The sequence below is a fragment of the Paenibacillus sp. J31P316 genome (genome assembly GCF_056269105.1).
Map to the genome: position 1 here is coordinate 124,865 of NZ_JBWDNI010000008.1, position 25,205 is coordinate 150,069.

Genomic DNA, 25,205 nt, shown 5'->3' on the forward strand with positions numbered 1-25,205 from the left:
TCCGTGAAGCCGGCCAAATCGCTCATCTTCGAATTGAGCAAGCCGGGCCGGGTTGCCTACTCGCTTCCGGCTTGCGACGTGCCCGAGTCCGATCCTTCGGCTTATATCCCGGCCGCAATGCTGCGGCAGACGCCTGCACAGCTTCCCGAGGTGTACGAAGTCGACGTGATCCGCCATTACACCGAGCTGAGCCGCCGCAACTTCGGCGTCGACAACGGCTTCTACCCGCTCGGCTCGTGCACGATGAAGTACAATCCGAAGATCAACGAAGACACTGCCCGTTTTGCCGGTTTCGCCAAGATCCATCCGTACCAGCCGGAAGAGAGCATTCAAGGCGCGCTCGAGCTGATGTACGTGCTGCAGAACGACCTGGCCGCGCTGACCGGAATGGATCAAGTCACGCTTCAGCCGGCTGCCGGCGCACACGGCGAATGGACCGGCTTGATGATGATCCGCGCGTACCACGAGAGCCGCGGCGATGCGCGCACCAAAGTCATCGTCCCGGACTCCTCGCATGGCACGAATCCCGCCAGCGCCACCGTCGCAGGCTTCGAGACCATAACGATCAAATCGAACGCGCGCGGCATGGTCGATCTGGACGCGCTCCGCGCGGCGGTCGGCAGCGACACCGCGGCGCTCATGCTCACGAATCCGAGCACCCTCGGCCTGTTCGAGGAACAGATCGTCGAAATCGCGGCCATCGTCCACGAGGCGGGCGGCCTCCTCTATTACGACGGAGCCAACTCGAACGCGATCATGGGCATCACCCGCCCCGGCGACATGGGTTTCGACGTCGTGCACCTGAATTTGCACAAGACGATGAGCACGCCTCACGGCGGCGGCGGTCCAGGTTCCGGACCGGTCGGCGTGAAGAGCAAGCTCATTCCGTTCCTGCCTAAGCCGCTTGCCACCCGCCGCGCGGACGGCACGTACTACTTCGACTACGACCGCCCCGACTCGATCGGACGCGTCAAGGCGTTCTACGGCAACTTCGGCATCCTCGTGCGGGCGTACACGTACATCAGGACGTACGGGCCGGAAGGGTTGCGCCACGTCTCGGAATGCGCGGTATTGAACGCCAACTACATGATGCACCGGCTCGCGCCGCATTTCGAGCTTCCATACCCCGGCGTTTGCAAGCACGAGTTCGTCATGTCGGGCCGCGGCCTCAAGGCTTATGGCGTTCGCACGCTCGACGTCGCCAAGCGGCTGCTCGACTTCGGCTACCACCCGCCGACTATCTACTTCCCTCTGAACGTCGAGGAATGCATCATGATCGAACCGACCGAGACGGAGAGCAAGGAGACGCTCGACGGCTTCATCGATACGATGATCCGCATCGCCGAAGAAGCGCGCACGAATCCCGAGATCGTCCTTAACGCGCCATACGACACCGTCGTGCGTCGACTGGACGAAACGACGGCGGCGCGCAAGCCGGTTCTGAACTGCGCTTGCAGCTAACCGCTGGCGACTCCATCCCGGAACCGAACAGAAATAGAGCCTGCTCCCCTTCGGGGATGCAGGCTCTTCCAGTTCCCGGGCGTCCGAGCCCGGCAAACAGCCCACGCGCGCAGATCGGGATTATTGCATGACTTCAAGTTAGACTTTCACCGCGGCCGCTTCATTTCCGAACCGAAATACGATCAAGGCCGATGGATGGAACGGCGGATGCTGGTCTCGAGCGGCGAATAATCATCGGCGTTCACCCGGTTCAAATTCATCCGTCTCACCAAGGGCGTGGCGCGGTTGCACATGAAGCGAGGCACGCCGGAATGATTCTGCGACGCGCAGTGATAGAGCAGCGGATGACAGAGCAGCACGTCGCCGGCCGCCGACGGCGTCTCGACCACGCGGAGCCTGAAACCGTTCGCGTCCACATGCGTTCGCTCCATGAAGGTTTCGATCCGATTGCTCGTCCCCGGCTCGGCCGCCGCAGCCGCGTCGTTCGCATAAATATCGATCGCTGCAGCATCGCCGTCTCTCGTATTCGTAAGCTCCCTCAACCAAGGATGGGAGCGGTTGGCGATCGGGATGGCGTCATGCAGCATCGGCCCGTCGTTGTGTTGGGCGAGCACGTTCGCGACGATGCGGTGAGAGCCTTCGGCAACCAAGGTGCTCCCGCTCTGCTTGCCGATATCCGAGAATACGCATAGCAGCAATAAACCCTGCTCGGGACTATCCATGTAATGCGGACGCATCATTCCGTCCCAGTGCCATCCTTGCTTCGGTACATCCCAAGGAATATCCGATCCGGCCGCGAAGTTGATCGGCCACCAGCCCCATTGCGTATTATCGCCGGCTTGTCCGTGCACGGAACGTTCCTTCCAACGTCCTTCGCCGACCAGATCCTCGATCGCATCGGCCAGCCGGAGCGTGTTGCAGACTTGAAATTCGTCGCCGTCGAACTGCTCCTTGATGTGCACCATCGGCTGATTCCAGGAAGAAGGGTCGTCCTTCCGAATCCCCTGCTTCTCGATCTGCGTCCACAGAAAGTCCTGCGCCGCCAGCGCCGACTTGCGCGGGAAAGCCTCCTCCAGATGGACATACCCCAGCTCGATGAATTGCTCGACTTGCGATTTGGTCAGCACTTTCGTATTCATCTTCTCACATCCTATCGCGGTTGCGAATTCTCGCTCTTCTCCACTATAGAACGGAATTTCCGCGTGCACTATAACCAATTAGGATGCAATTAACGCTTTTGTGACCTCTTCCGGGCCGAGCCGAACCCGAATTATCGGATAACGCCCGTACTTGTAACATGAACGCGAAAATCCGGCTTGAGTTTCACGTTCTTGTACTCGCTCTTCCAGTCGATAGCTTTCCACAGCCCGGCATGCTGTACTCTAAGCTTCCTGCCGATCGCGAGCGCGTCGCAGTTCGCCTGAAGCAATTGGCTGGCGACCGACGCCGCCCGCGCATTCAGCCATGCGGCGATTGCCTTGTTCAGTTGTTCGCGGTCTACCGCTGCGTTCAGATAGCCCGGAAAACTGTTCAGCGCGCCGTACAGGTCCGCCTTGATAGTACATTCGATCTCGTTCGTACGCGGATTCACGGCTACCTTCAAGGATTGCTTTAGCCGTCGCACTTCGAAAGTAATCCTCTGCCCTTGGAACGGAACGGCCAATATGGACAACCTGCCTAGCTTGCCGCTCATGAGGAGCAGGACCTTGCCGTCCTCTCCGGAGAGCGACTTGCCCGAGTATTTGTCCCCGTCGAACAAAGCAACGGAATCGACGCTTAACGAGGTCGCGTTAACGATCCGAATCATCGGAAGAATCGGGTCCTCGCCCGGGTCCGTCATTTGATTCCATAACGAATACAACGTCTGCTTCGGAACAGAGGTGGAACGGTCGGCGCCAACGACGATCTGCTTAATGCCGAAGGCGATGGGATTATTATCGATTTGAGGGAAGGCCAATATGTCGAAGGCCTTCCCCTTGCCGATAATGATGCTCGATTTCAGATACCCTTTGGGATTGCGGTAAATCGGCTCCAACGGCGCCAAAATCCCTTTCATCGCAAGCTCTTCTCCAATAATGATGACATGCGTCTTGCTCGCTTCCGTCGTACCTGGAAGCCTGCTGTCGATCTTCAATCCGATCGCGGCGGATGAATCCCCTGCTGCCTGCGTGAGTTCGTCCTTCACGTCGAATTGTCCGCCGCCTTTATTCTCCAGCACGATCGCCCTTACTGCCAAGGATATTCGACCATCGCTCGCCGCATCCAAGCTGATTCCGTTAACGAGCTTCTTGTTCGTCAATAATTGCGTATCCCAGCAGCCCGTCAAGACGAGCGACAGCATGCCGGTCCAAACCGCCGCGAGCGCGAATCGTCTGCTCATGCCGCTCCCGCCTCCTCCTTGTTGGAGATAAACAAAGATGCCAGCCACAGCAAGACCGGCACGGCCGCAATCAGTATCAGGTAGCCGTATTCCAGCCATATGCTGAACGCTTTGACTTGCTCGAGCGTCGATAAATACCAAGCCGCCGCGAAAACCAACGCTCCGCAGGCCATCACCAGCTTGCGATACGACCGCCGGCTTCCGGTCAAGCTTCTTCCGGCGATGCACAAATAGGACACGATCGTCGCGGTCATGGGGATAATCCATATCGTCATGAAGATAAGGTCAATACGGTCGAACAACCGAAAACTCAGCCCCTTCAGAATAAACAAAACCGGCTCATTGACTTGCTCCAGCACGACGGGACTGAATCCGATCAAACAAATGAAGACGAAGTAACAATAGAACAAGGTCACGAATCCGTTGGCCATCGACATCACGCGAAGCATGCCCGTACGATTGCCCTCTACCTGAGCGTAAAAATACAGCGTCACCTCGAAGCCGAGCATGGACAGGAACGTGCGCTCGCTCCCCTCCAGAATCGGCACGACGCCCGCTTGGCCAATCGGCAGGATGTTGGAGAAATGCGTGGGGTTCATGAAATTGAGCACGCTGATGAACAGCAGCACGCCGAACAGCACGGACGCCACCATGAAAAACCGGGCGATAACGTGCAAGTGATCGACCGCCAAATAGAGACATGTCCCGGTAATGAGCAGTAGAAGAATCCAGCCCGGCGTCAAAGGAAGCATCCATACTTTGATGAGCTTGACATATAACATGCTTGCGTAAGCCGCAATGAGAATAAAGAAGACGCAGTAGAGAAAGTTGACCGACGTCCCCGCGAAAGACCCGAGCATGCGTACCGTAATTTGCTTCATCGTTTGATTGGGAAACTTCTTCAACAGCCGCCAATAGACGAGAAGCAACGCTTGGATGACGACGCCCGCGACGAGAACCGAGATCCACGAGTCACGCTTGCCCAAATGGTGAATTTCGGAGGGCAGCGATAATAAGCCGATTCCAATCTGCGTCTTGATAATCAGAAAAAACAATTGGGATTTGGTTATCGTCGTCTTCAAGATCGTTTCCACCTCCCGAATACGGTTTGCTTCAGCGGACTGCCCTGCGTTCTCCGCGCCTCCTTATTGAACGCCCAGAGCGGAATGCGGAGAAAAATATCCTTGAAGCCTTCCTTGCCCTGATAAGGACCGAACGGCGCGAAATAAGGCACGCCCAGCGTTTCGATCTTGCACAGGTGAATAAAGATCAGCATCAGCACGATGGCGATTCCGAAGAAACCGAACAACGCGGCGGCAAGCATCATCGGAAAACCCAAAATTCTTAGGCTCGTTCCGAATTCGTTGATCGGCGTGACGAACGACGCGATCGCCGTCAAGCCGATGACAACGATCATCGTATGCGAGACCAATTGCGCTTCCACCACGGCCGTGCCGATGACTAAGCCCCCGACGATGCCGATCGTCTGGGAGATCGGATTGGGCAGCCGAATCGCGGCCTCCTTCAGCAGCTCGAGAATGATCTGCATCAAGATCGCTTCCAGGATCGGAGTCAGCGGCACGTAGTTGAGCGACACCTTGACGGAATACAGAATGCCGATCGGGAGCACTTCGGAATGGTACGTCACGATGGCGATGTAGATTGCGGGCAGGCAGATCGCCAGGATGAAGCTGATCAGGCGAATGAATCGGAAGAACGATCCGATCAGCCAACGGCTGTTATAATCGTCCGGCGATTGATAGAAGGTAAAGAACGTAATCGGAAGAATCAGGGCAGTCGGACATCCGTCCACGATAAGGGCGATTTTGCCTTCCGTTAAATAAGAAACGACCCTGTCCGGCCTTTCCGTCTGCAGCGTTTGCGGAAACGGCGACATCGGATGCTCCTCGAGCATCTCGTCGAGGTTGCCGGCGGAATACAAATAATCGAGCTCGAGCGCCGAGAGCCGTTTCGCGCATTCGGCTACGATTGCCGGATCCGCCAGTTGATCCATGTAGATCATCGCTACTTTCGTATTCGTCACGGTCCCGAGCGTCATAAAGTTCACTTTCAGCTTCGGATTCTTCATTCGTCTGCGGAGCAAGTTGAGGTTCGTGCTCAAGCTCTCGATGAATCCGTCATGCGCTCCCTTGATGACCTGCTCGGCTCTGGGCTCTTCGATCGAACGGTCTTGCGATTGCGGGACTTGAATCATGATCGCCGCCGCATCCTCCTCCGTCACGATCGCGCAGCAGCCCTCGAGCAAATATTGGCCGATGCGAACAAGCTCGGGCGATCGCTTGATCGCGACCCCGTTCAGGTTCTGCGCGACATCTCCCGAAGTCGATTCTTTCAGCGGCTGCAGGATACCGGTTTGGATGGCATCCGGGTTAATGAGGGCCTCCAAATACAGAATCCCGCACGCGTGATTCCTGAAGGTCAGCTTCTGTATCTTGAGATCCTCCGTATGCGAGAGATGCGCCGCGATCTGGGCGACCTTCTGTCCGAGCGTACCGATTATCTGTTCCTTCTTGACGCCGTTCATGCCATATCACCTGCCGTAGTCAATCATTTCCATTAGTCTTTACAACTGCGGCTGTAATTATTTCCAGCATTCGCATAACGGCTCCGCCAACGATAACGGCAAAAAGAGCCATGCCTGCGCGGCATAGCTCTCTTTAGGAGAATGGGAATGATTTCATTATTCAGGTGCCTATGTTGCTAGGTCCAGGCCACTTGCTGAAACGTATTCGTGTCCGCGGACTCGTTGGCCTTCAAGCATAGCAGCGCGCTCAGCAATCCATTGTCAAGCGACGTGGCAGAACGTCCCGTGCCGCTTACGATCTCATAATAATTTTGCAGCAGCTTGCCGTCTCCCCCGCCATGCCCTTCCATTGCATTAAGGTCGAATCGGTGGGTCTCCACCCGGGCCTCATGATGCATGTCGATCCGCAATTCGCCCGTATACCAATCGAATTCGAGCGTCCCCTTGTAACCGAGCAGCCGCGCGCCGCGCTTTTGCGCGCCTCTTCGCGCGAAGAAATTTTGCGAGTAGCTCGCATGCATGCCTGTCTCGTATCTGATGAGCGCGCTGCCAGAATCCTCGTTGCCGGTATCTACAGCAAAGGAGCAATAGTCTCCCCTCGGTTTATTCTCGGGCTTCAGCGTGCTTTCTTCGCAGGTCCTGTTCACCTCGCAATCCCGGCACATGAGCCCCGCGGGCTTATCGCCCTTGAAGATCTGCTTCGATTTCATGGCGCATACGGCGGCCGGCTGCATGCCGACCAAATAGTTGATGTAGTCGAAATCATGCGTCGCCTTCTGCAGGAACAAGCCTCCGGTGATGCTCTCGTCCCGGTACCAGCTATGGTAATAAACACCGCCGTAAGGCACGTTGTTCACCGCTTGGACATGCTCCACCGTTCCGATTTTACCGGAGTCGATGATTTCCTTCGCCAGCTTCACAAGCGGGGTGTTGCGCAGCGGGAACGAGACGACGACCTGCGAAGTCGATGCCTCGTAGCCGGCTTTCAAGCGAAGCAGATCGGCGTACGTCGTAGCGACGGGCTTCTCCAGGAATAATGGCAAATTACGCTTTAACACTTTAAGCGCCATTTCGGTGTGCAAATTGCAGCGGGTGCCGATTACGATTCCGTCCAGGTCCGCATTGTCGAGCATCTCATCCGCGTCTTCGAACCACTGCATTCCGCTCGCGGAATCTCCCATGGAAGCGACGAGTTCATCCTTCCGCAGATCCGCAATCGCGGCAAGCCGCCAATCCGAGCTCGTCTCCTCCATCGTCGAGAATAAACCGCCTACTCGTAGTCCATAACCGATGATTCCAATACGTTTCGTCATCTATTCCGAGACCTCCGCCAGCATCATATTGATCCTCATAGTTGTTCATTGTCGAGCTACTAGTTCAAATGATACTATAGGAAAGATAAGAAGTATTTGCTCCTCGTCGATATAAAGTTGTCTATTCGCGACTTCAATAGAGAAAGGGATCGGAAATCGATGGACATGACCTCTCCTGCCGCTGCACCGTCAGCCAACAACGCGTGGATGCCGAGTATCCATTGGGCGCAATTTCAACAAGCCTCGAATTATCAAGGATCCGAGCGGCGTCTGTACGACTTCGAAATCATGGTTGTCCTATCGGGCGAGATGGCCGTTCATTTCATGGATGAGCCGGAGACGCTTCGCTATTATCCCGGCGACCTTATGTTCTTAAGCGCCGCGGAGAGACATCGCATTGAAATTCCGACTGCCGCGGGCGCCCACATGCTGGGCATTCATTTCGACTTCTTCGACGATTTCGAGCCGACGCCCGACGTCCATATGGTTGTCGACGAGAATCGCGTCCATCCCGAGCTGTTCTGTCAATCGCCGGCGGGACCCGAGGGAGAGCGGCTGTTCGCTCGTAAATATTCATCGCTTTCCGCTGATATCGTGAAAGGCATGGAATTGATCTGCGAGGAATTCACGACCGCTCGAACGGGGTACGATCTCGTAACCCGCGGGGCCATGCTGCTCGTACTCGCGGCCATCCTAAGACAGCAGGCGATTCCGCGGCGACCCGCTTCGGCTGCCTACCTGACCGAGCTTCGGGAATTGGCCGACGAGCTTGGCCGCAGCCTGCATCTCTCTTGGCCGAACGCGGCGCTGGCCGAACGTTTGAACGTCAGCGAGGACCATTTTGTCCGCTTGTTCAAAGAACAATTCGGCGTGACTCCCCATCAGTACGTGCAGCATCTGCGTCATCTGGAAGCCAAACGCTGCTTGAGGGAAACGGACATGAAAGTCGAGGCCATCGGCAGCTCGATCGGGTTCGCCAGTCTGCATCACTTCAGTCATGTCTTCAAGCGATGGCAGGGCGTGTCGCCGCGGGAGTACCGGAAGATGTGTACGATTTTATAGAACGAGGGTTATTGAGTGCTACCGGAGGCTTGCGTGAACCAGATCCTAGTCGTCCTCGGATGGATTAATAAGGGCTAATACCTGATGATCTTCCCACGTCCCATTAATTTTCACGTTGCTGCGCGAGATGCCCTCTCTATGGAAGCCGGCATTCTCGAGTACGCGAATCGAGCCGGGATTCCGCGGAGATACTTCCCCCACGATCCGATGAAACTTCAACTCTTCGAAGGCATAACGGACCACTTGTTTCACGGCCTCCGTCATATAACCCCTGCCGTTATAAGCCTGGTCGAGGCTGTAACCGATCATGCAGCTCTGAAGCGCCCCGCGTGCCACGAAGGACAGTCCCACGTCGCCGATAATCCGGTCTTCTTCCCGAAGGCATATCACGAAGGAATAACTGAGATCCGACTCCCTGTCCGCCTCGCTCTTCCGGATGGCATTCAACTGATGCGCTTCCGTATCGAAGCCTTCCGGTCTACTTGGGGAAAACATCTCAAAAAATTCCTTGTTCCTCATGTACATCTCCGCTAATTCCGTGGCGTCCGCATGAACGGGGAACCGGATATATACGCGCTGCTCCGACATATTGCACCTTCCTCGTCTAGGGATTCGTTATCTATCGATTTTACATGATTCAGAACGATGATTCAGAATGATTTAGAACATTAGAACATGATCAGAACGAGACTCTCTTGATTTCATGATTAAACCAATGCACATATCCGCAACGGTCGCAACTCAATATAGTCGCTGAACGATTCGCAAAATCAAGGTTAAGGAAACTCATTAACGATGTATTTAACTGTGCGTAACCTGGTTTGAATTTATCATACTGACAGTGCACGCAAATAATGGAAATTCCATTCGTGCTATATTGCCCCGGTCCCTTGACTTCTTTTAGATTTTTGGCAAATAACTTCATAAATCTTCTCGCTCCGCTCGACATTGCCCTGCACCCTCTCTTGTCTTCGCCTAGCACGCTAGCAATCTTTAAGCGGGATGGAAAACTCAACGTAAAGGGGATGAAGCGCTTCATTCAAGCATAGCTCGATTCTTTGCCTGAAATTCCCCCAAGTGACCATCTCTAACGCGGTTTCGATTGGAAAAAACCCGACTTCCAAAGACTCCGCGGTCGTCGTTAATTCTCCTCCGACTGGCCTGCCCAGAAATAACGTGTTGCAAATACTGCTGCCTACATTTTGAAAAACGCCGCAAAACTTCGTCACTTCGATATCGATACCGCTCTCTTCCTTGGTTTCCCTGATCGCTGCATCTTTCAATGATTCCCCTTCTTCCACTTGCCCTCCCGGCATTTCCCATCCTCGCTTGGGTCCTCTGATCAATAAGAGCTCGTTACGCTCATTCACTACGATTGCAGCCGCAGAAACGATATGTTTGGGAACCATTTCATCGTCCTCCTCTATTGAAATGAACAGAACTAGATTACCACTATCTCCCTATGACTGCACATTGCTTAGCAATTCACGTGCTGTAAATGATTTGAGTACTTTCCCCGATATGACAAAATTAATTTGCTCCTCGCCACTAATCGTTCTCGAATATGCTTTATCTCCTATAAGCACGGTTTTTGCCCAATTTCTTAATATCCTGTCCCTTTGCACTTCATCTTTTGGCAGAAAGTCCTTCTTAAGATGAATCCCGAACGTTAACTGATCTTTATTTTCCTCTGTAATATTTTCATAATAAATTTCTTTTCCTTCTTTATCTGCATACCCCACAAAATACTGTACTTCGCTTTGTTCCATAAGATTAGATGGGTTTAGACGAAAAAATTCTTTGAAAAATGCTTGCGAATAGTAATAGATGAAATAACTATCTGTATGTTCATGCTCGTAACTGCCTCTGAAAGTTTCCTTCGTAGAACCGTCTTCGAGCGGCGTGAAGATAATTAATGCATGGTCTTCATATTGCTGGTCGATGGAGGTGGTTTTTTCGAATTGCGTTTCTTCTATAACGAGGTGCTGTTTTTCCAAATACTTTTGTGAATAAGTACTGATCATTCTAGTGCCTGATTCGGAAGGTAGTTCAATGATTAAATCCAAATTGGCATTTGATGTAATATCGTAGGTAAATCTTTCAAGGACCTTCCCGCCTAAACGAATCGATTCATTTCTGATCCACTCATCTGCATCTATTAGAGGTTGGGTTATTACAAACTCGCGAAGGATATAAGTTGCATCGGCATCAGCATGACGAAGCTCCCTCAGCGGTTGAAACCAGGACGGTAAGTCAAAATCCTGAAATGTTGCATATTGACCTGGTTCTGCCTGATCTGACGCCACATAATTCGGTGATGAAGAAACAGGTGGAATTTCTTTGCTGGCACAACCCGTAAAAATGATTAATACCGCACAAAGGAATGCTGTTTTTATCACCTGCGTACTCCCCTATTGATTGATAAATGAAGTCCTGCGACTGATTGCGTTGAATGACGGTGGGGATCCCAAGTTGGCGTCATAAGCGCTCCTTATCGAATCCCATTATTTGACGAAAATGGAACGGAAATGTTGCGTAAAATATAAAAAGGCCGCGCTTAACGCGGCCGCATTGCAAGCTTATTTCTTCTGATTCGTCGGCCAAGCGAAATCGATGCCTAACGCCTTCTTCGCCGCTTGGAATTGATTGTTCTGGTAGTCGTAGAGCTTCTGATAGCCAAGCTTCTCTTCCCGCTCGATCCCTTCGTTGAAGAGCTTCTCGACGTCGGCTTCCGATTTGGCAAGAATCATTTTGGCGCGCTGCTTCGTCCGGTTCTCCTCGATCTTCGCGTTGATGCCGCCTTCCTCCGTACCGCCCAGCGGAGTAACCGATTCGAACGGCAGCATATCGTAGGTGTAATCCGCGAAGTAGACGGTCGCCTCTTCCTTGATCCTCGCGTCCTCCGTGCTGCTTGCCGGCATGGTGCGCTGAATCGGCAGCCAATTGATCAGCCATTGAAGCGTTCCGTTGCCGTATTTGAGCTTGGCTTGGTTCGCGTCCTCGGCGTTCAGCTTATTGAACTCGTCGGTCAGCTTCACCTTGCCGTTCTCGTCGTAGTCCCATGCCGCGCCTTTCGGCCCGTAGTTGACGTTCAAGCTCATCTCGTCCGTGGACAAGTAATCGAACAGCTTGATGATGCGATCCGGGTATTTCGTCTTGCTGTTGATCATCGACAACGTCCAGCCCGACGAATTGACGGGATCGACGTACGGCTTGTTGCCCGCATCGCCCGTTACCGGTCCCACTTGAACGAAGACGGCTTTGGGATCCGTTTGATAGAGCGCGCTCCAGTCGATCGTCTTATTCGTAATCGCGAAGACGGCGCCGTTCGCGACCTTCTCCTGAATCTGATTCTTGTCGAGCGTCTGGCTGTCTTCCGGCATCAAGCCTTCCCGGTACAGCCGATTCAGAAACTTGTAAGCTTCCAGCATCTCCGGCGTACGTTCGCGGTCGATCAGCTTGCCTTCCGCGTCTTCCCGCGGAGCGCCGAAGAAATTGCCGATAATCCAGCTTTCGAAATACGCTGGGATGACGCTGAAGCCGTTGTATTTGGTCCCCGAGTCCTTGACCTTGCGCAACGCGGATACCAAGCCTTCCTTCGTGTTGAAGTCCTCCGCCTTGATGCCGAGCTGATCCATGATATCTTTCCTTGCGTATAATCCCTGATTGCTTCGAATGCGATCGCCCGGCTTGAACGATTCCTTCGCCCAGAAGAAGCTGGCATAGCCGTAATAATGGCCGTCCGGATTGCGGAACCAATCCTGCATCGACTGCGGAACTTGGAAGCCCGGGTCGTATTGCTGAATCAATTCGTCGATCGGCGAGACGAGGCCCGACTTCTCGAGCACGCCCCGCTGCGGGGATCCTTTATCGAGCGTGATGACGTCCGGAATATCGCCGGCCGCGATGATCGCGCTAAGCTTGTCGGAGCTGCCCGAGGTGAAGTCGATCGAAATGCCGGTATCGTCGGTAATCATCTTGTCGAGCAAATCGTTGACCGGATCCCAATTCTTCTTGTAATAGTCCTGGTCGACGAACCACGAAATCTTGATCGGAGACTTGTCCTCCGGCTTCTCGCTCGACGACGTGGAAGTTGAAGTATTCTCCGTTCCGGTCGTATCGGCCGATTCCGAGGCCTTGGCACCGTTACCGTTCGCGTTACCATTGACGTTACCGTTTCCGGCAGCGTTCTCGTTACCGTTACTGGAAGAACATCCGGCGAGTACGCCTCCGAGCAGAACGGCCGCCAAAGCCGTTCCGATCCATCTTTTGCTGCGTTGCATGTCTCTTGCCTCCCCTTGAACTTATAGATGCTATATGTTGTCATTCGCGCCCCGTCAGCCCGTACGTGCCGGCTTGGCGCGAAAATCAACCTTTGACGGAGCCGATCAGCACGCCTTTGACGAAATACTTCTGCAGAAACGGATAGATAACCAGGATCGGCGCCGTCGTCGCCATCATCATGGCGAGCTTGAGCGTCTCCGGGCTGATCTGCTTCGCTTCTTCCGGCATCGCGCTTGCGGCTTGCTCCCCGAACTTCATCGCTTCCGATGAATCCGTGACGATGCGCATCAGGAACAATTGAACCGGCTCCAGCGCTTCCTTGGTCGTGAACAGCATTGCGTCCGTATACGCATTCCAATGGTAGACGCCGTTAAACAGCGCGATGGCAGCCAATACCGGCTTCGTGAGCGGTAAAATAAGCTGGAGCAAAATACGATACTCTCCGGCGCCGTCCATCTTGGCGGACTCGATAATCGGTTCGGGTATCGATCGGAAGAACGACATGAGGATAATCATATCCCAGACGCTGAACATCGAAGGAATGATATAAACAAGGAAATGGTTCAGCAGCCCAAGATCCTTATACAGCAAATAGGTCGGGACAAGGCCGCCGTAAAAGAACATCGTGAACAGCATGACGATCAGATACGCGTTGCGGCCAGTCAGCGCCTTGCGCGACATGCCGTAAGCGACGAGGGCGGTAAACGCCACGTGCAGCGCGGTGCCTGCAAGCGTTCGTGCTATCGTAACGAAATAGGCATGGTAAATCGTATGGTCAGCGAAAACCGTCACGTAATTCGAAAGCGTGAAACGGCGGGGCCAGAAGTAGATTCCTCCCCGCATATAGTCGAGTCCCTGGTTCAGCGAGCCGACCAGCGCGAACCAGAACGGGGCGATCGTCAGCAGCACGACGGCCGACAAGACGATGACGTTGAAAGCGTCGAACCACTTGTCTCCCCTGGATCGGATGTTCATCGTGAATCCTCCTTCTTCGCAACTTAAAACAAACTGTTGTCGGTCAGCCTGCGCGATACGTAATTCGCCCCGAAGAGCAGGACGAGCGCAACGAGCGATTTGGCCAATCCGACCGCCGTCGAGTAGGAATAGCGCATCTGCTGCAGGCCGACTTTGTACACGTACGTATCGATCGTCTCGCTGACGTCGAGATTGAGCGGGTTCTGCATGACCATGATCTGCTCGAAGCCGGTATTGAGTATCGAACTGACCGCAAAGATGAGCATGATGACGATCGTCCCCATGATGCTCGGCACCGTCACGTACCGCATCCGCTGGAATCTGCCGGCTCCGTCGATTTTGGCTGCCTCGTGAAGCTCCGGATCGACGCCCGCAATCGCCGCGATATAGATGATCGCCCCCCAGCCGATGCCTTTCAGCATCTCCGCCCCGACCATGATGAACCAAAACAGTTCCGGCTTCCCCATGAAGTTGATCGGATCGTCCGAGAGATGCAGCTTGACGGCAAGCAGATTAAGGATCCCGTTCGAAGGCGATAGCACGGTCAGAATCAATCCGCCGAATATGACCCAGGATACGAAATGCGGCAAATACGAAACCGTTTGCACGAATCGCTTGAATCGTCCCGCCGTCAGCTCGTTCAAGAGCAGCGCGAACAGAATCGGAGCGGGAAAGCCGAGCACCAGCGCCAGAAGATTCATTGCCAGCGTATTGCGCAGGACGTTCAGAAAGTTCGGGTCGGAGACGAATTCCCGAAAGTGGCTCAGGCCCGCCCACGGCGAATCCACGATGCCCAAGAACAAGTCGTACTGCTTGAAGGCAATCAGAATACCATACATCGGAAAATACGAAAATAAGATCAGGAACAGCAGCCCGGGCCATACCATGCTTTGAAGCGCGAATTGGCTCTTCCATCTCGATCGCCGGCCGGCTGCCGCCGTTCCCGAAGCGGGAGCCCGGCGTCCCGCTTCCAAGGTTCTTTCCACTTCTAGTTCTCCCCCATCCTTATATCCGTCCGGCTTGCGATCCCGGCCGCGGATACCGTGTCTCTTTGTTCGGCGCCTTCGTGTCGTTGTCGGAGGCATAATCCAACTATACGTTCTGAAAGCGCTTATAAAAATAGCACCATTTTAGATTTGATACCTTCGTTTTGCTTCTTCCAGACAGCCGAAAGGGTTGGTGCGATAATTGTCGAATAGGTCAAGGACGATTCAATCCCATGGAGAGAAGGTCCGCCGTTGCGCCGTCAATTGAACGCCATGAGCATCAAGAGCAAGGTCCTGCTGGCTTTCGTGCTGTTGATCCTGCTTCCTTTTACAACGCTCGGTCTCTACACCTACGACCAGTCCCAGCGTTTCATTCGGGCCCAGTTGATTGCAAGCGCCTCCACGACGCTCAAGCAGATGACTTTCACGATCGAGAACAAGATCGATTTGATCGAGAGCCTGAGCAATTCCATTACCTACAACTATCGTTTGCAGCAATTTTTGGATACTCCCTTCTCCGAAGACGACAATTCGCTGGATACGTATTTCAGCTACGCGGCGCCGCTTATTAACTACGCGATGCTGTTCCAAAAGGTCAATACTGAGAAAATATCCGTCTTCATGAACAACGAGACGATCCCCGAGGGCTTCGGTGCTTTCTACAAGTCATCCAAAGCGATGCGCGAGCCCTGGTACGCTCCGTTCGCCCGGTCCGGCTCGAAGTCGGCGTGGATCGTGCGCGATAACCCGGAGAACGGCCGAACTTTCGGCTACGTGCAGAAGATGATCTCGCTGGAGGGCGCGGATATCGGATTCACCCTCGTCGAAGTCCGGCCGGACGATCTGCTCGCCACGAGCGTGCAAGGGCAGCCGGCGACCGGGCAAGACGTCGTGATCGCGGACGGAGAAGGTCGTATCCTGTTCCCGGCGGGGAGCCGACTCGACCTTCCGCTCCCGCTGCAGCAGACGCTGGCCGGCGGCGGCCATGCCGTCCGCGACGGTCGTCTCTATATCGGCGAGACGCTGAAAGGCATCGGCTTGTCCATGCTGATGAACGTCAAGCTTCCCGGCACGGCGAACTCCTGGCAGGTCGCAAGCAACCTCGTCTTCATCGCGACGACCGTCGTCCTGCTGTTCGCTTTCTACTCCGTGCTGAAGATGGCGCTTCGCAAGATGAGAACGAGCATCCGCCAGATGGACCAAGCGATCGAAGCCGGCTTCGATCCGATTCCGATCGAACGACGAGACGAGTTCGGGGTCATAACCGAGAAGTTCAATCTGCTCCTGAACAAGATCACGTCGCTGATGAAGGACATGATTCGCAAAGAAACGATTCAGAAGGACGCCCAACTGGCCGCGCTGCAATCGCAGATCAATCCCCACTTCATCTATAATACGCTCGATATGTTCAGCGCGAGGATGGAACTCGCCGGGCAATTCGACGTATCCGACGCGATGGCCGACTTCGGCAAAATGATGCGTTACAACATGGACGGGCAATCGAAGTTCGCGACGCTCGAATCCGAAATCCGATACTTGGAGCAGTACATGAATTTGCAAAGAGTCAAGTATGGCACTGGCATCGAACTCGCCGTTCAGGTGCCGGCAAGGCTGCTGCCGCTCCGCATGATCCGCTTCATCCTGCAGCCGATCGTGGAAAACAGCATCAAGCACGGCTATTCGCCGAACGGTTCGCTGCGCATAGCGCTGTCCGCTTCGGTCGCGTCCGACGGAAACGTCTTGATCGCGATCAAGGACAACGGCCAAGGCGTCGAACCTGCTCGCCTCGCTTTCCTCAACCGGCGGTTCAGGGACTCCGATTACGCGCCGACCAACGATCAGGCAAGGGAAAGCATCGGCCTCGGCAACATTAACGAACGATTGAAGCTGTTTTATGGCGAAGCCTATGCGGTTCGGCTGAACAGCGTGGAAGGCGAATACGCGGAGACGATCGTGACCATTCCCTGCGATATAGGAGATGAAGGCATACACCATGTACAGCGTGCTCATTATCGATGACGAAAGCCTGATCGGCGAAGGGGTCAAAGCCAAGCTTGAACGTGCGGGACTGAACGAAATATCGGAGATCCGCGTCGCTTGCGGCGGAGAGGAGGGGCTTCGGGCCGCCGCCGAGCTAAAGCCGCAAATCGTCATCACGGACATGCGCATGCCCGATATCGACGGCGTACAAGTCGTCCGCCGGCTCTCGTCCGAGCTGCCGCTGACCAAATTCATCCTGCTCAGCGGCTACGGCGATTACGCGTACGTTCGCGAAGCGTTCAAATACGGTGTACTCGACTATTTGCTGAAGCCGGCGGGATCCGCCGAATTAGCGAGTCAAATCCGGGCGGCAATCGCAGCCATCGAAGAGGATGCCGGACGAGCCGCGCTCGCGGAGCGAGGCCGTCAAACCGAACGATTGGCGATTGCCGCGCGGTTGAATGCGATCCTGAACGCCGCCAGCCCTCGCGACGGCGGCTTCGGAAGCGATGACGCTGTTGTCGGCGGCGTCGCGGATCACTCGCTAACGGAACCGGATTTGCTTCATGCGAAGACCGTCGTGGCCTTGTTCCATGTAAGCGATTCCTACTTCAACGCCGCGGATTTGGCGTTAGTCGAGAACACGCTGGAACGCGAGACGCGAAACGCCGGATTGGCCGGTCATCTTCGGCTAGTCGTCTTTCACGACGGAGGCGGAAACGTCTGCGCGGTCGTCAATTTTCCGGATGCCTTCTCGTCCAGCGTCTCGGGTACCCTGTTCAGTGACGCCGTCGGGCGGCTTAGAGATGAAGGGCGGCAATCGGCCGTCGTTGCCGTCAGCGAGGCGGGTCGAACGGCCGACTTGCGAAAGCTGTACGAGCAGGCGCGGCTCGCCATGTCGTATCGGATCCTGCGGCAGCCATGCGACGTGTTGCGTTGGCAGCCAACCATGCCGCCAAGCGGCCTCGACGTACAGCTTCCCGCTCGCAAAGACATTGAGGAGCTTCGCCTCGCCGTCGAAATGCTCCAACTGGAGAGAATCGGGCTCTGGATCGACCGCTGGCTGCCGGACAGCCTGATCGGGAACGCTTCCGTCGAGCACGTCGAGGCCATCTACGAGCTGCTGCTGACGGAGATCCGGCGGCGCTTCAGCGGACGGCTTACGTTCGAGAGGATCGGCCAGGTTCTCGCGCTGGCCTCCTTCCATACGCTTGGCGATCTTCGCCGGCATCTGAAAGCGTACGCCGACTCCGCCAAGCAAGCTCTCAGCGAGAACGCCGAACCGGAGGAGACCGTCATCTCGTTCGCGGAAGCCTACGTCAGGGAGCACTTCAACCGCGACGTCCAGCTCGCGGAGATGGCGAACCGGGTGTCCATGAACTACTCCTACTTCAGCAGGCTGTTCAAGGAACGGACCGGGCTGACTTTCACCGCCTATTTGATCAAGGTGCGGATGGAGGAAGCGCGCAAGCTCCTGCAGGATCCCACGCTGCGCGTGAACGAAGTGTCCGAGCGGGTCGGCTACGGCAATCTGTATCACTTCTCCCGCGCATTCAAAAACTACTTCGGTCTGTCCCCGAAAGAGTATCGGCGTTCCAGGTAAGCGCGAAATAAGCCCCGATCGGCATCATCCGATCGGGGCTTGCGATTTTATTCCGAATCATATAGCTTTCTCAACGCATGCCTCGTACTTCCTCCTTCTCCCTCAGGCCACTTCATTAATCTGAAATCCGTGTTGTCCGTAATCTGGTCGATGCTGCCGATCAACCGCGTTTGGGATAACAGTCGGATGTCCGGGTCCGCAATTTCATTTGCCATGAGGCTCGCAATTTCTTCACCGTGCATGACATTAAAGGGACGATCAAAGAACGCTGAAACGTTCTCAGGAATCTTTTCGGTGAGCCCTAATCCATTATGCATCCCTGCTAGATACTCATACGCATGATTCAAAGCATGCTCGCGTTCTCTCCATGCTGCTGCCGTTTGGGCAGACCGCAGATGGGGCATAAGCGAATCCGAACATTTCAAACGTTTGAATGCCGTGCCAAACCATTTTGGATAAGGCGCATACTGACGCTCCATGAGAAAGCATAGGTTCATGATATCGCGGACAAGGCGCGAAGCGATAATAGCGGATCCCAGCTCGTCGCCTGCATAACCCGAACGAAGCATCAGATGTTCTTCTTGCCCGATTCGCTGCCAGCCGGATGCCATGAGGTACAGCCAAATGTCGGGAGGGTAATAGTCGAACTGTTTGCGTAAAGCGGCAAGTTGGCCATCGTCGTCCCTATAAACTTCTCCCCTCGTGATTTCGAGCAGCGACTGCGAAGGAAACGTTAGCCAATCTACGAGATCTAGGCGTTCACTTTTGCTAACGCCTAGGTAACTTTCGATGAACCTCGGCACCGATGTGATGACGCTCTTCCTGATATCGACAGGGAAGCCATAGAACCGTTCCGGAGCTTGCTCGCGCAGCGTGGATTGAATTTGTTCCGCATACCCGACATCTAGTTCGTTAAGAAAAAGATACACTCGGGGCACCCAATCGTGATCCGTCGACATTTCCGTATCGTACCCGAGCACTTCGCTGCCCGGACCAATGAGCGCCGATGAGTAGGGCAAGAAAGCGTAATGCTGCGTCATTGCAGGTTCAACGATTTCGCCATGAAATCGGCGGCATAATTCGATGCCTTTCATAACCGACATTCCCGATACCTCCAATAGCATTGAACTATCCTGCCCGTCCGTAACGTTGCTGGTCAAGCGCATCTATTTCCATAATAGGTTTGTGATGCTTCCGACAATAACGTACAATCAACTATAAACCGCTGGAACGGAATTGGAAAGGAAGCGATCCCTTTGAAACAGAAGGCGTCTATCATCACGCTCAGCCTGTAAGAGATCTACAACATCCTTGGTGTCTTTTGCAGGCTGGGCCTCTAACCAAGGGGACGTGATGATTTGAAACCGACACGCAGAAATCGAAATCAAGCTTTTGTTCGCTATCAACGACAAATAGCCATTGCTCGCAAAAAGAAAATCGCCATGCAAATACTTTACTGGCATGTGCCTAATCAGCAATATGGGCGGTTGTCCAAAAATAAGGTTCATTGTTCTTGTCAGCTTTGCAGCGTTAAAACGGTTAACATGGGGTTTCCGAAATCCGAAGCAAGCCGTATGCAAAGCCTAGCTCAACAAATAAAGGAGCATCCGGAAGAGCATTAAGCTCCCTACTTGTCATCAATGATTAACTCGTAATCCACAACTAAGGCTGCCAATTGGCAGCCTTTTTGTTTTTTTTACGATCGACCGGATTGTTCTATCATCGATAAGAAATTTAAAAAATGGAAGAATCTTCGCTTGCGAAAAAAAGAGACCCGCAGCAACGGGCCGCGGGTCTAAAGTGTATATTTTAAAAGGGGGTCGAGTTCTATTATAGGCTTGCTTCATTAAGAGAAGATGAAACTAGCATTTCAATTCGATTACAGTTACATTTCCATTTCTATTCCCACGCGCCTAGCCCCGCACGCGATTGAACGCCACGCCTATTGGCTTCTCACTTGCCAGGATGATGCTCGGGCTGAGACGATACCGAACCGTCCGATTGGCGGATCCACGTATCGAAGCGGCGTTCGCCTTCCTTCAAACGAATGACTCTGGCCCCCGTGGGAAAGTGATTCGCGCGCTTGCCGTCGACATAGCTCACGTATTTGGTCGCCCGTCCGTAGCATAATTGAATGCCGTGCAGCTCCCCGCAAAAATCATTGGCATGGTCATGTCCGACAAACGTCCCGACGACGTCCCCCAGCTCCAACATCGCGGCAAACAACCCGGAATTAATCGGTGGCGTGCTGCAATCGCCCTCCATTCGATGGCCGATACAAACGGATGTCTCCCAGGCTTCCTCGTATTCGATCAGGGGAATATGGAAGAAAGCGAGCGATGGCAGCGGAATGCCTTCATTACGCTCCGTCAACGCACGGGAATTGGCCGCGTACCAATCGATCTGGTCCCTGCGAACCCAGTCGTATCCCTCGATGCCCGCGATTCGCGAATAATCCCCGCTATCGAGAAAATAGAGTGCCGCCGCAAGCCTGTCATTCGCATCTTGCACGGTCACCGCGAAATTCCCGGTACCGCTCGCATTCGGAGGATCCGGCTGTGCTATGCAATGGGGGTACTGGAGCTGTGCTTCATGAAGCGTTGTTCTTGGAATCGATCCTTCCGAATCGTGATTCCCGAACACGGCCGCCCATGGAATGCGGTTCTCTTCCGCGACCGCGATGGCGCTCCGAAACGATTGAATCGGATCTCTTGCCCGCGCGCTCGCGATGACGTCTCCCGTGAACACGATCATATCCGGCTGCTCCGCCTCGATGACCTTCTCCATCGTCTTGCGGGTCTCTCCGTCCAACATCGCAGACTCCGGGTCTGCATCGTATTCGTCTATGAATTCCACGTCCGTGAATTGCACGATGACAAACGTCCCGTCTTCCCGGAACCTGAGCGGCTGCTCTATCATCCGTCGATTGCAGGCGATTCGTCCCGCTTGTTCGACGTCAGCAGCGTTACCGGCCGGCGGCCCGCGACGAGGCGGCCCTCCGATACATAACCTTCCTCGCGCCCAGTCAATTCCGCAATGACCCGCTCCCGCCAAGCTGACAGCCGATCCCGCCACTCCGGAGTATGCGCGAGATTCGTCCTTTCTTCCGGGTCATGGATCAGATCGAATAATTGTTCTTCGCCCGATTGCGAGAACCAGATATACTTCTCCAGGCCATCCGTCGCAAACTGATGCGACAGCGTCCCGTAGCTATGCTCGCCGTGAATGTAAGGGCGCCATTCCTGCTCATCGCCTCTGCAAACCGGCAGCACGCTGCGGCCGTCGACCGAAGCCGGGATCGGCACGCCCGCAATGTCGAGCAGGGTAGGCATCACGTCGCGCAGCTCGATGACCGCCGACGCCTCGCTGCCGGCGCGGATGCCGAACCTGCCTGTGGGATCGCTTAGGATAAACGGCACCTTCGCGCTCCCTTCATACGGCAGCGCTTTGCGGAAATAATGATGGTCGCCCAGCATCTCCCCATGATCGGACAAGAACATGACGACCGTGTTCTCCCACACGCCGTATTCCTGCAGCGCGTTCACCAATCGGCCGATCTGGGCGTCGATATGCGTAATCAAGGCATAGTACGCCGCTTGCGCGCGATCCAGCCTGCGCTTGGGAATGCGGCCGAAGATCATCGTCGGGTCGCCTGACTGCCTCTCCGCTGCCTCGCCATCTACCCAGTCCCCGATAGGAGGCTCAGGAAACTCGAGACCGTTGTACATGTCGAGATAAGCCTGCGGCGGATCGAGCGGGGAATGCGGCCTGACGAACGACGTATACAGGAAGAACGGCTTGCTCGGATCGCGCCGCCTCAGAAAATCGATCGATTGCGTAACCGTCCAGTTCGTCGGATGCTGCTCTTCGGCCAAATGCCACGGACGCGCCATGGTCGAGGCATTGCAATCCAGCCCGTTATCGGTGATGTCCAGCTGCGCGCCGCCGGTCTGGCGAAGCCAGGTCAAATAATCGTCGACCTGATCGAAATGAACGTCGGCCGCATTGTCGTGCTTGCCGCGGTTATGATGCAGGTAGCCGTCATGCAGCACGACGTTATGGAACCCGCATAAATGCCGGGCCGGATAAATATGCATCTTGCCGACGCACTGCGTATGGTAACCGGCAGCCGCCAGCTCTCCGGCCATCGTATGTTCGAACGTCCACGGCACGCGGTCCTGGTAACCGACCCAGCCATGCGAGCGCTGGCTCATCCCCGTCATGAGCGCCGCCCGTGCGGGCACGCATGTCGGCACCGCGGAATAGGCGTTGCGGAACAGCGTGCCGGAGCGTGCCAGGCGGTCCAAATTCGGCGTCTCGACGAGCGGATGACCCAGCGCGCTTAAGCAATCGAAGCGCATTTGATCGACCGTAATGAGCAGCAGGTTCGGTTTCTTGATGGATTTCATTATTGACCTCCGAGCTGTCCGGCTGCCGCCGCTGCTTCTCCCGCATAATGGAACGAAAGCTCGCGCAGGACGGGCTCGCCGTTCGATTCCGTTACCTCCACGACGACGCCGGCGGCGTTCATGGCCGGAATACGGATGATCGCCTTATGGCCGATGTTTCGGCCCTCGTATACGGCGACCTCCCGGCGGGATTTGGCCGTTAGGACCGAGATGCGGAACGCAAGTACGCGCTCTCCTCCCGTCAGATCCTCTTGAATAACGATATGATCGATCAGATGCGGCTCGGGAGCGGTATACGTCCACGCCTGTCCTTCCTGCACGCATTGCGCAAGCGTCGCGATTGGATGCTCGAAGCGTCTGCGGATCTCCTCTCCGAAGCGGGTCAGATGCTCCGCGTCTTTGTTCGGAAGCAGGCCTTCGCGGTCCGGGCCGATATTCAGCAGCAGGTTCGTGCCGCGGCCGACGGATAAGTAGTAGAGGCCTGTCAGCTCGTCCACGCTCTTGACCTTATGCTCGTCAAGCTCGCTGTAAAACCAGCTAATCCGGTTGTTCCGCATCTGCACGTCGCATTCCGCAGGCAGCCACAGCCGGCTGCCGAAGCCCTCCTTCTTATCGGTGTAAATCGAGAAGTCGGTGGCATCCGCCTCATTCCAGCAAGGGATCGGCGCCACGCCGTCCTCGTTGCCGATCCAGCGGAAATTGGGATCGCCCATATTGAAGATAAGGATGCCCGGCTGAAGCCGGCGGATCTCGCCGATGATCCGGCTCCAATCGTACGTATGGTCCTCGGAGCCGCAGCCGTCGAACCAGAGAATGTCGATCTCGCCGTAATTGCCGAGCAGCTCCGTAATTTGATGGACGAAATAATCATCGTAGGCCTTGGCATCCTGCGTATAGAAGTCGGCCGAGCCGTCATAAGGCGAATAATAGAGGCCCGGTTTCATGCCGTACTTGCGGCAGGCATCCACATACTCGCGCACGACATCGCCTTGGCCATTCTTCCAAGGCGACGATTCGACCGTGAAGCTGCTGAACTTGGACGGCCAGTTGGAGAAGCCGTCATGATGCTTCGCCGTCAAGACCGCGTACTGCATGCCCGCTTCCTTGGCCGTGCGAATCCATTGCTCGCAATCGAGGCCGGTCGGATTGAAATCGGCGGGCGTCATCGGCCGCTCGTCGAAATCGGCGTACCCTTCATAGAACGTCCGCAAGCCGAAATGCAGGAACAAGCCGAATTCCCAATCCTGATAGGCCAGCTGCTTGGCCGTCGGCACGATTCTCTGTTCTGTTTGCATGCTTGTACCGCCTCCTATTCCCATATCCCTATGCTTCCTGCCACAGCAGGCGAAGATTGTCCATCGCGATTCGCGACGCCGACTTGCACTCTTCCATGCCTTCGAATTCGACCGTCATGTTCCCGTCATACCCGGAGGCCTTGATCAGCTTGAGGATACGCCGGAGAGGAATCTCGCCATGGCCGACGATCGCGCCGCGCAGATAGTTGCCATTGCTCGTCCGGAACCAGTCGCCGCCGCCCGGCGATTCATCGAAAGGCCGGAAATAGAAATCCTTCACATGAACCAAGGATGCGTAAGGCAGATTCTTCATGACGCCGATGACGGGATTCTCGTCCACGCACATGAAGTTGCCGACGTCGAGCGTCGTCTTGAAGTTCGGGCGGTCCACGGCTTGGAGCACCCGCTGCACGCGGTCGCTTGCCTGTACGCTGAAGCCGTGATTCTCGATCGTCGTCGTAATGCCGAACTGCGCTGCGTAATCGGCTATGATCCGGCTTCCCTTCACGATGAGCGGCAAGCTTTCCTCGAACCAAGCGATCGTCGTCTGCTCCTTTCCGATCGTAAACGCCGTGACGTCATGGCGCATATGCGTCATGCCAAGCCGATGAACGACATCGACATGCTCCTTCACGCGGGCCATCTCGGCCTCGAACGCTTCCTCGTTCGGCTGCACGAAATTGGCGGGCATCGAATAGTTGGACAAACCGATGCCGGCTTCCTTCGCCTTCTCGCGTACCGCATCGGCCAATTCCAGATGATCGACAAGCGTGAATCCGTACGGAACAATCTCCATATGTTCGCCGCCGTTATCCGCAATCCAGTCTATCGCGTCCAGTACCGTCATTTCGCCTGACTTCAGCGCGCCGAGCAAGCTATATGTGCTTAATCCGATCTTCATCCGATTGCCGC

21 protein-coding genes are annotated in these 25,205 nt (G+C 55.1%); 5 read left to right on the forward strand and 16 right to left on the reverse strand.

Annotated features, from left to right (window positions below; genetic code table 11):
• The first annotated feature begins 3 nt into the window (after nt 1-3).
• Nucleotides 4-1,461, forward strand: coding sequence for an aminomethyl-transferring glycine dehydrogenase subunit GcvPB (gcvPB, locus tag AC0YNU_RS21910; RefSeq protein WP_475760722.1), 1,458 nt, complete (start codon nt 4-6; stop codon nt 1,459-1,461).
• Nucleotides 1,462-1,643: 182 nt separating this feature from the next.
• Here gcvPB and AC0YNU_RS21915 read toward each other — a convergent pair whose 3' ends face one another.
• The 5 genes from AC0YNU_RS21915 to AC0YNU_RS21935 all read right to left on the reverse strand — a co-directional run bounded on the left by AC0YNU_RS21915 (nt 1,644) and on the right by AC0YNU_RS21935 (nt 7,699).
• Nucleotides 1,644-2,600: a phytanoyl-CoA dioxygenase family protein gene (locus AC0YNU_RS21915; protein WP_475760595.1), complete on the reverse strand. Its 957-nt coding sequence runs from the start codon at nt 2,598-2,600 to the stop codon at nt 1,644-1,646.
• A gap of 131 nt (nt 2,601-2,731) precedes the next feature.
• On the reverse strand, nt 2,732-3,841 hold the full coding sequence (locus AC0YNU_RS21920) for a Ger(x)C family spore germination protein (RefSeq protein WP_475760597.1): 1,110 nt from the start codon (nt 3,839-3,841) through the stop codon (nt 2,732-2,734).
• On the reverse strand, nt 3,838-4,923 hold the full coding sequence (locus AC0YNU_RS21925; RefSeq protein WP_475760599.1) for a GerAB/ArcD/ProY family transporter: 1,086 nt from the start codon (nt 4,921-4,923) through the stop codon (nt 3,838-3,840). The genes AC0YNU_RS21920 and AC0YNU_RS21925 overlap by 4 nt, the downstream gene beginning before the upstream one ends.
• Nucleotides 4,920-6,386: a spore germination protein gene (locus AC0YNU_RS21930; RefSeq protein ID WP_475760601.1), complete on the reverse strand. Its 1,467-nt coding sequence runs from the start codon at nt 6,384-6,386 to the stop codon at nt 4,920-4,922. The genes AC0YNU_RS21925 and AC0YNU_RS21930 overlap by 4 nt, the downstream gene beginning before the upstream one ends.
• A 176-nt stretch (nt 6,387-6,562) precedes the next feature.
• Nucleotides 6,563-7,699 (reverse strand): Gfo/Idh/MocA family protein, encoded by a 1,137-nt coding sequence (locus AC0YNU_RS21935; RefSeq protein WP_475760603.1) that lies wholly within the window; start codon nt 7,697-7,699, stop codon nt 6,563-6,565.
• 159 nt (nt 7,700-7,858) lie between these two features.
• On the opposite strand from AC0YNU_RS21935, the gene AC0YNU_RS21940 reads away from it, so the two are divergent.
• Nucleotides 7,859-8,761, forward strand: coding sequence for a helix-turn-helix domain-containing protein (locus tag AC0YNU_RS21940; protein WP_475760605.1), 903 nt, complete (start codon nt 7,859-7,861; stop codon nt 8,759-8,761).
• Nucleotides 8,762-8,806: 45 nt separating this feature from the next.
• Here the strand turns inward: AC0YNU_RS21940 and AC0YNU_RS21945 are convergent, their stop codons facing one another.
• The 6 genes from AC0YNU_RS21945 to AC0YNU_RS21970 all read right to left on the reverse strand — a co-directional run bounded on the left by AC0YNU_RS21945 (nt 8,807) and on the right by AC0YNU_RS21970 (nt 15,006).
• A complete protein-coding gene (locus tag AC0YNU_RS21945; protein ID WP_475760607.1) occupies nt 8,807-9,349 on the reverse strand; it encodes a GNAT family N-acetyltransferase in 543 nt (180 codons plus the stop codon).
• Nucleotides 9,350-9,744: 395 nt separating this feature from the next.
• Nucleotides 9,745-10,170, reverse strand: a complete 426-nt coding sequence (locus AC0YNU_RS21950; RefSeq protein WP_475760609.1) for an NUDIX hydrolase — start codon at nt 10,168-10,170, stop codon at nt 9,745-9,747.
• A gap of 51 nt (nt 10,171-10,221) precedes the next feature.
• Entirely contained in the window at nt 10,222-11,160 is a 939-nt protein-coding gene (locus tag AC0YNU_RS21955; RefSeq protein WP_475760611.1) for a hypothetical protein, read from the reverse strand.
• 180 nt (nt 11,161-11,340) lie between these two features.
• A complete protein-coding gene (locus tag AC0YNU_RS21960) occupies nt 11,341-13,044 on the reverse strand; it encodes a type 2 periplasmic-binding domain-containing protein (protein WP_475760613.1) in 1,704 nt (567 codons plus the stop codon).
• 85 nt (nt 13,045-13,129) lie between these two features.
• Nucleotides 13,130-14,020 carry a carbohydrate ABC transporter permease gene (locus tag AC0YNU_RS21965; protein WP_475760615.1) on the reverse strand — a complete coding sequence of 297 codons (891 nt, stop codon included), beginning with the start codon at nt 14,018-14,020 and terminating at the stop codon, nt 13,130-13,132.
• A 23-nt stretch (nt 14,021-14,043) separates the two neighbouring features.
• Nucleotides 14,044-15,006, reverse strand: a complete 963-nt coding sequence (locus tag AC0YNU_RS21970; protein WP_475760617.1) for an ABC transporter permease — start codon at nt 15,004-15,006, stop codon at nt 14,044-14,046.
• A gap of 252 nt (nt 15,007-15,258) precedes the next feature.
• On the opposite strand from AC0YNU_RS21970, the gene AC0YNU_RS21975 reads away from it, so the two are divergent.
• The gene (locus tag AC0YNU_RS21975) at nt 15,259-17,025 is read left to right on the forward strand and encodes a cache domain-containing sensor histidine kinase (RefSeq protein ID WP_475760619.1); all 1,767 of its coding nucleotides are present in this window, start codon (nt 15,259-15,261) and stop codon (nt 17,023-17,025) included.
• The gene (locus AC0YNU_RS21980) at nt 17,000-18,589 is read left to right on the forward strand and encodes a helix-turn-helix domain-containing protein (protein ID WP_475760620.1); all 1,590 of its coding nucleotides are present in this window, start codon (nt 17,000-17,002) and stop codon (nt 18,587-18,589) included. The genes AC0YNU_RS21975 and AC0YNU_RS21980 overlap by 26 nt, the downstream gene beginning before the upstream one ends.
• 47 nt (nt 18,590-18,636) lie before the next feature.
• Here AC0YNU_RS21980 and AC0YNU_RS21985 read toward each other — a convergent pair whose 3' ends face one another.
• Complete coding sequence (locus tag AC0YNU_RS21985) at nt 18,637-19,683, reverse strand: DUF4037 domain-containing protein (RefSeq protein ID WP_475760622.1); 1,047 nt, start codon at nt 19,681-19,683, stop codon at nt 18,637-18,639.
• A gap of 264 nt (nt 19,684-19,947) precedes the next feature.
• On the opposite strand from AC0YNU_RS21985, the gene AC0YNU_RS21990 reads away from it, so the two are divergent.
• Nucleotides 19,948-20,211 (forward strand): hypothetical protein, encoded by a 264-nt coding sequence (locus AC0YNU_RS21990; protein ID WP_475760624.1) that lies wholly within the window; start codon nt 19,948-19,950, stop codon nt 20,209-20,211.
• A 331-nt stretch (nt 20,212-20,542) separates the two neighbouring features.
• Here the strand turns inward: AC0YNU_RS21990 and AC0YNU_RS21995 are convergent, their stop codons facing one another.
• Genes AC0YNU_RS21995 through AC0YNU_RS22010 form a run of 4 tightly spaced genes read right to left on the reverse strand, consistent with a single transcriptional unit; the run spans nt 20,543 to nt 25,194 of the window.
• Nucleotides 20,543-21,460, reverse strand: a complete 918-nt coding sequence (locus tag AC0YNU_RS21995; protein WP_475760626.1) for a metallophosphoesterase family protein — start codon at nt 21,458-21,460, stop codon at nt 20,543-20,545.
• A 44-nt stretch (nt 21,461-21,504) separates the two neighbouring features.
• Nucleotides 21,505-22,998: an arylsulfatase gene (locus tag AC0YNU_RS22000; protein ID WP_475760628.1), complete on the reverse strand. Its 1,494-nt coding sequence runs from the start codon at nt 22,996-22,998 to the stop codon at nt 21,505-21,507.
• Nucleotides 22,998-24,293: an alpha-L-fucosidase gene (locus AC0YNU_RS22005; RefSeq protein ID WP_475760630.1), complete on the reverse strand. Its 1,296-nt coding sequence runs from the start codon at nt 24,291-24,293 to the stop codon at nt 22,998-23,000. The genes AC0YNU_RS22000 and AC0YNU_RS22005 overlap by 1 nt, the downstream gene beginning before the upstream one ends.
• Nucleotides 24,294-24,321: 28 nt before the next feature.
• Nucleotides 24,322-25,194, reverse strand: a complete 873-nt coding sequence (locus AC0YNU_RS22010; protein WP_475760632.1) for a sugar phosphate isomerase/epimerase family protein — start codon at nt 25,192-25,194, stop codon at nt 24,322-24,324.
• Nucleotides 25,195-25,205 lie beyond the last annotated feature (11 nt).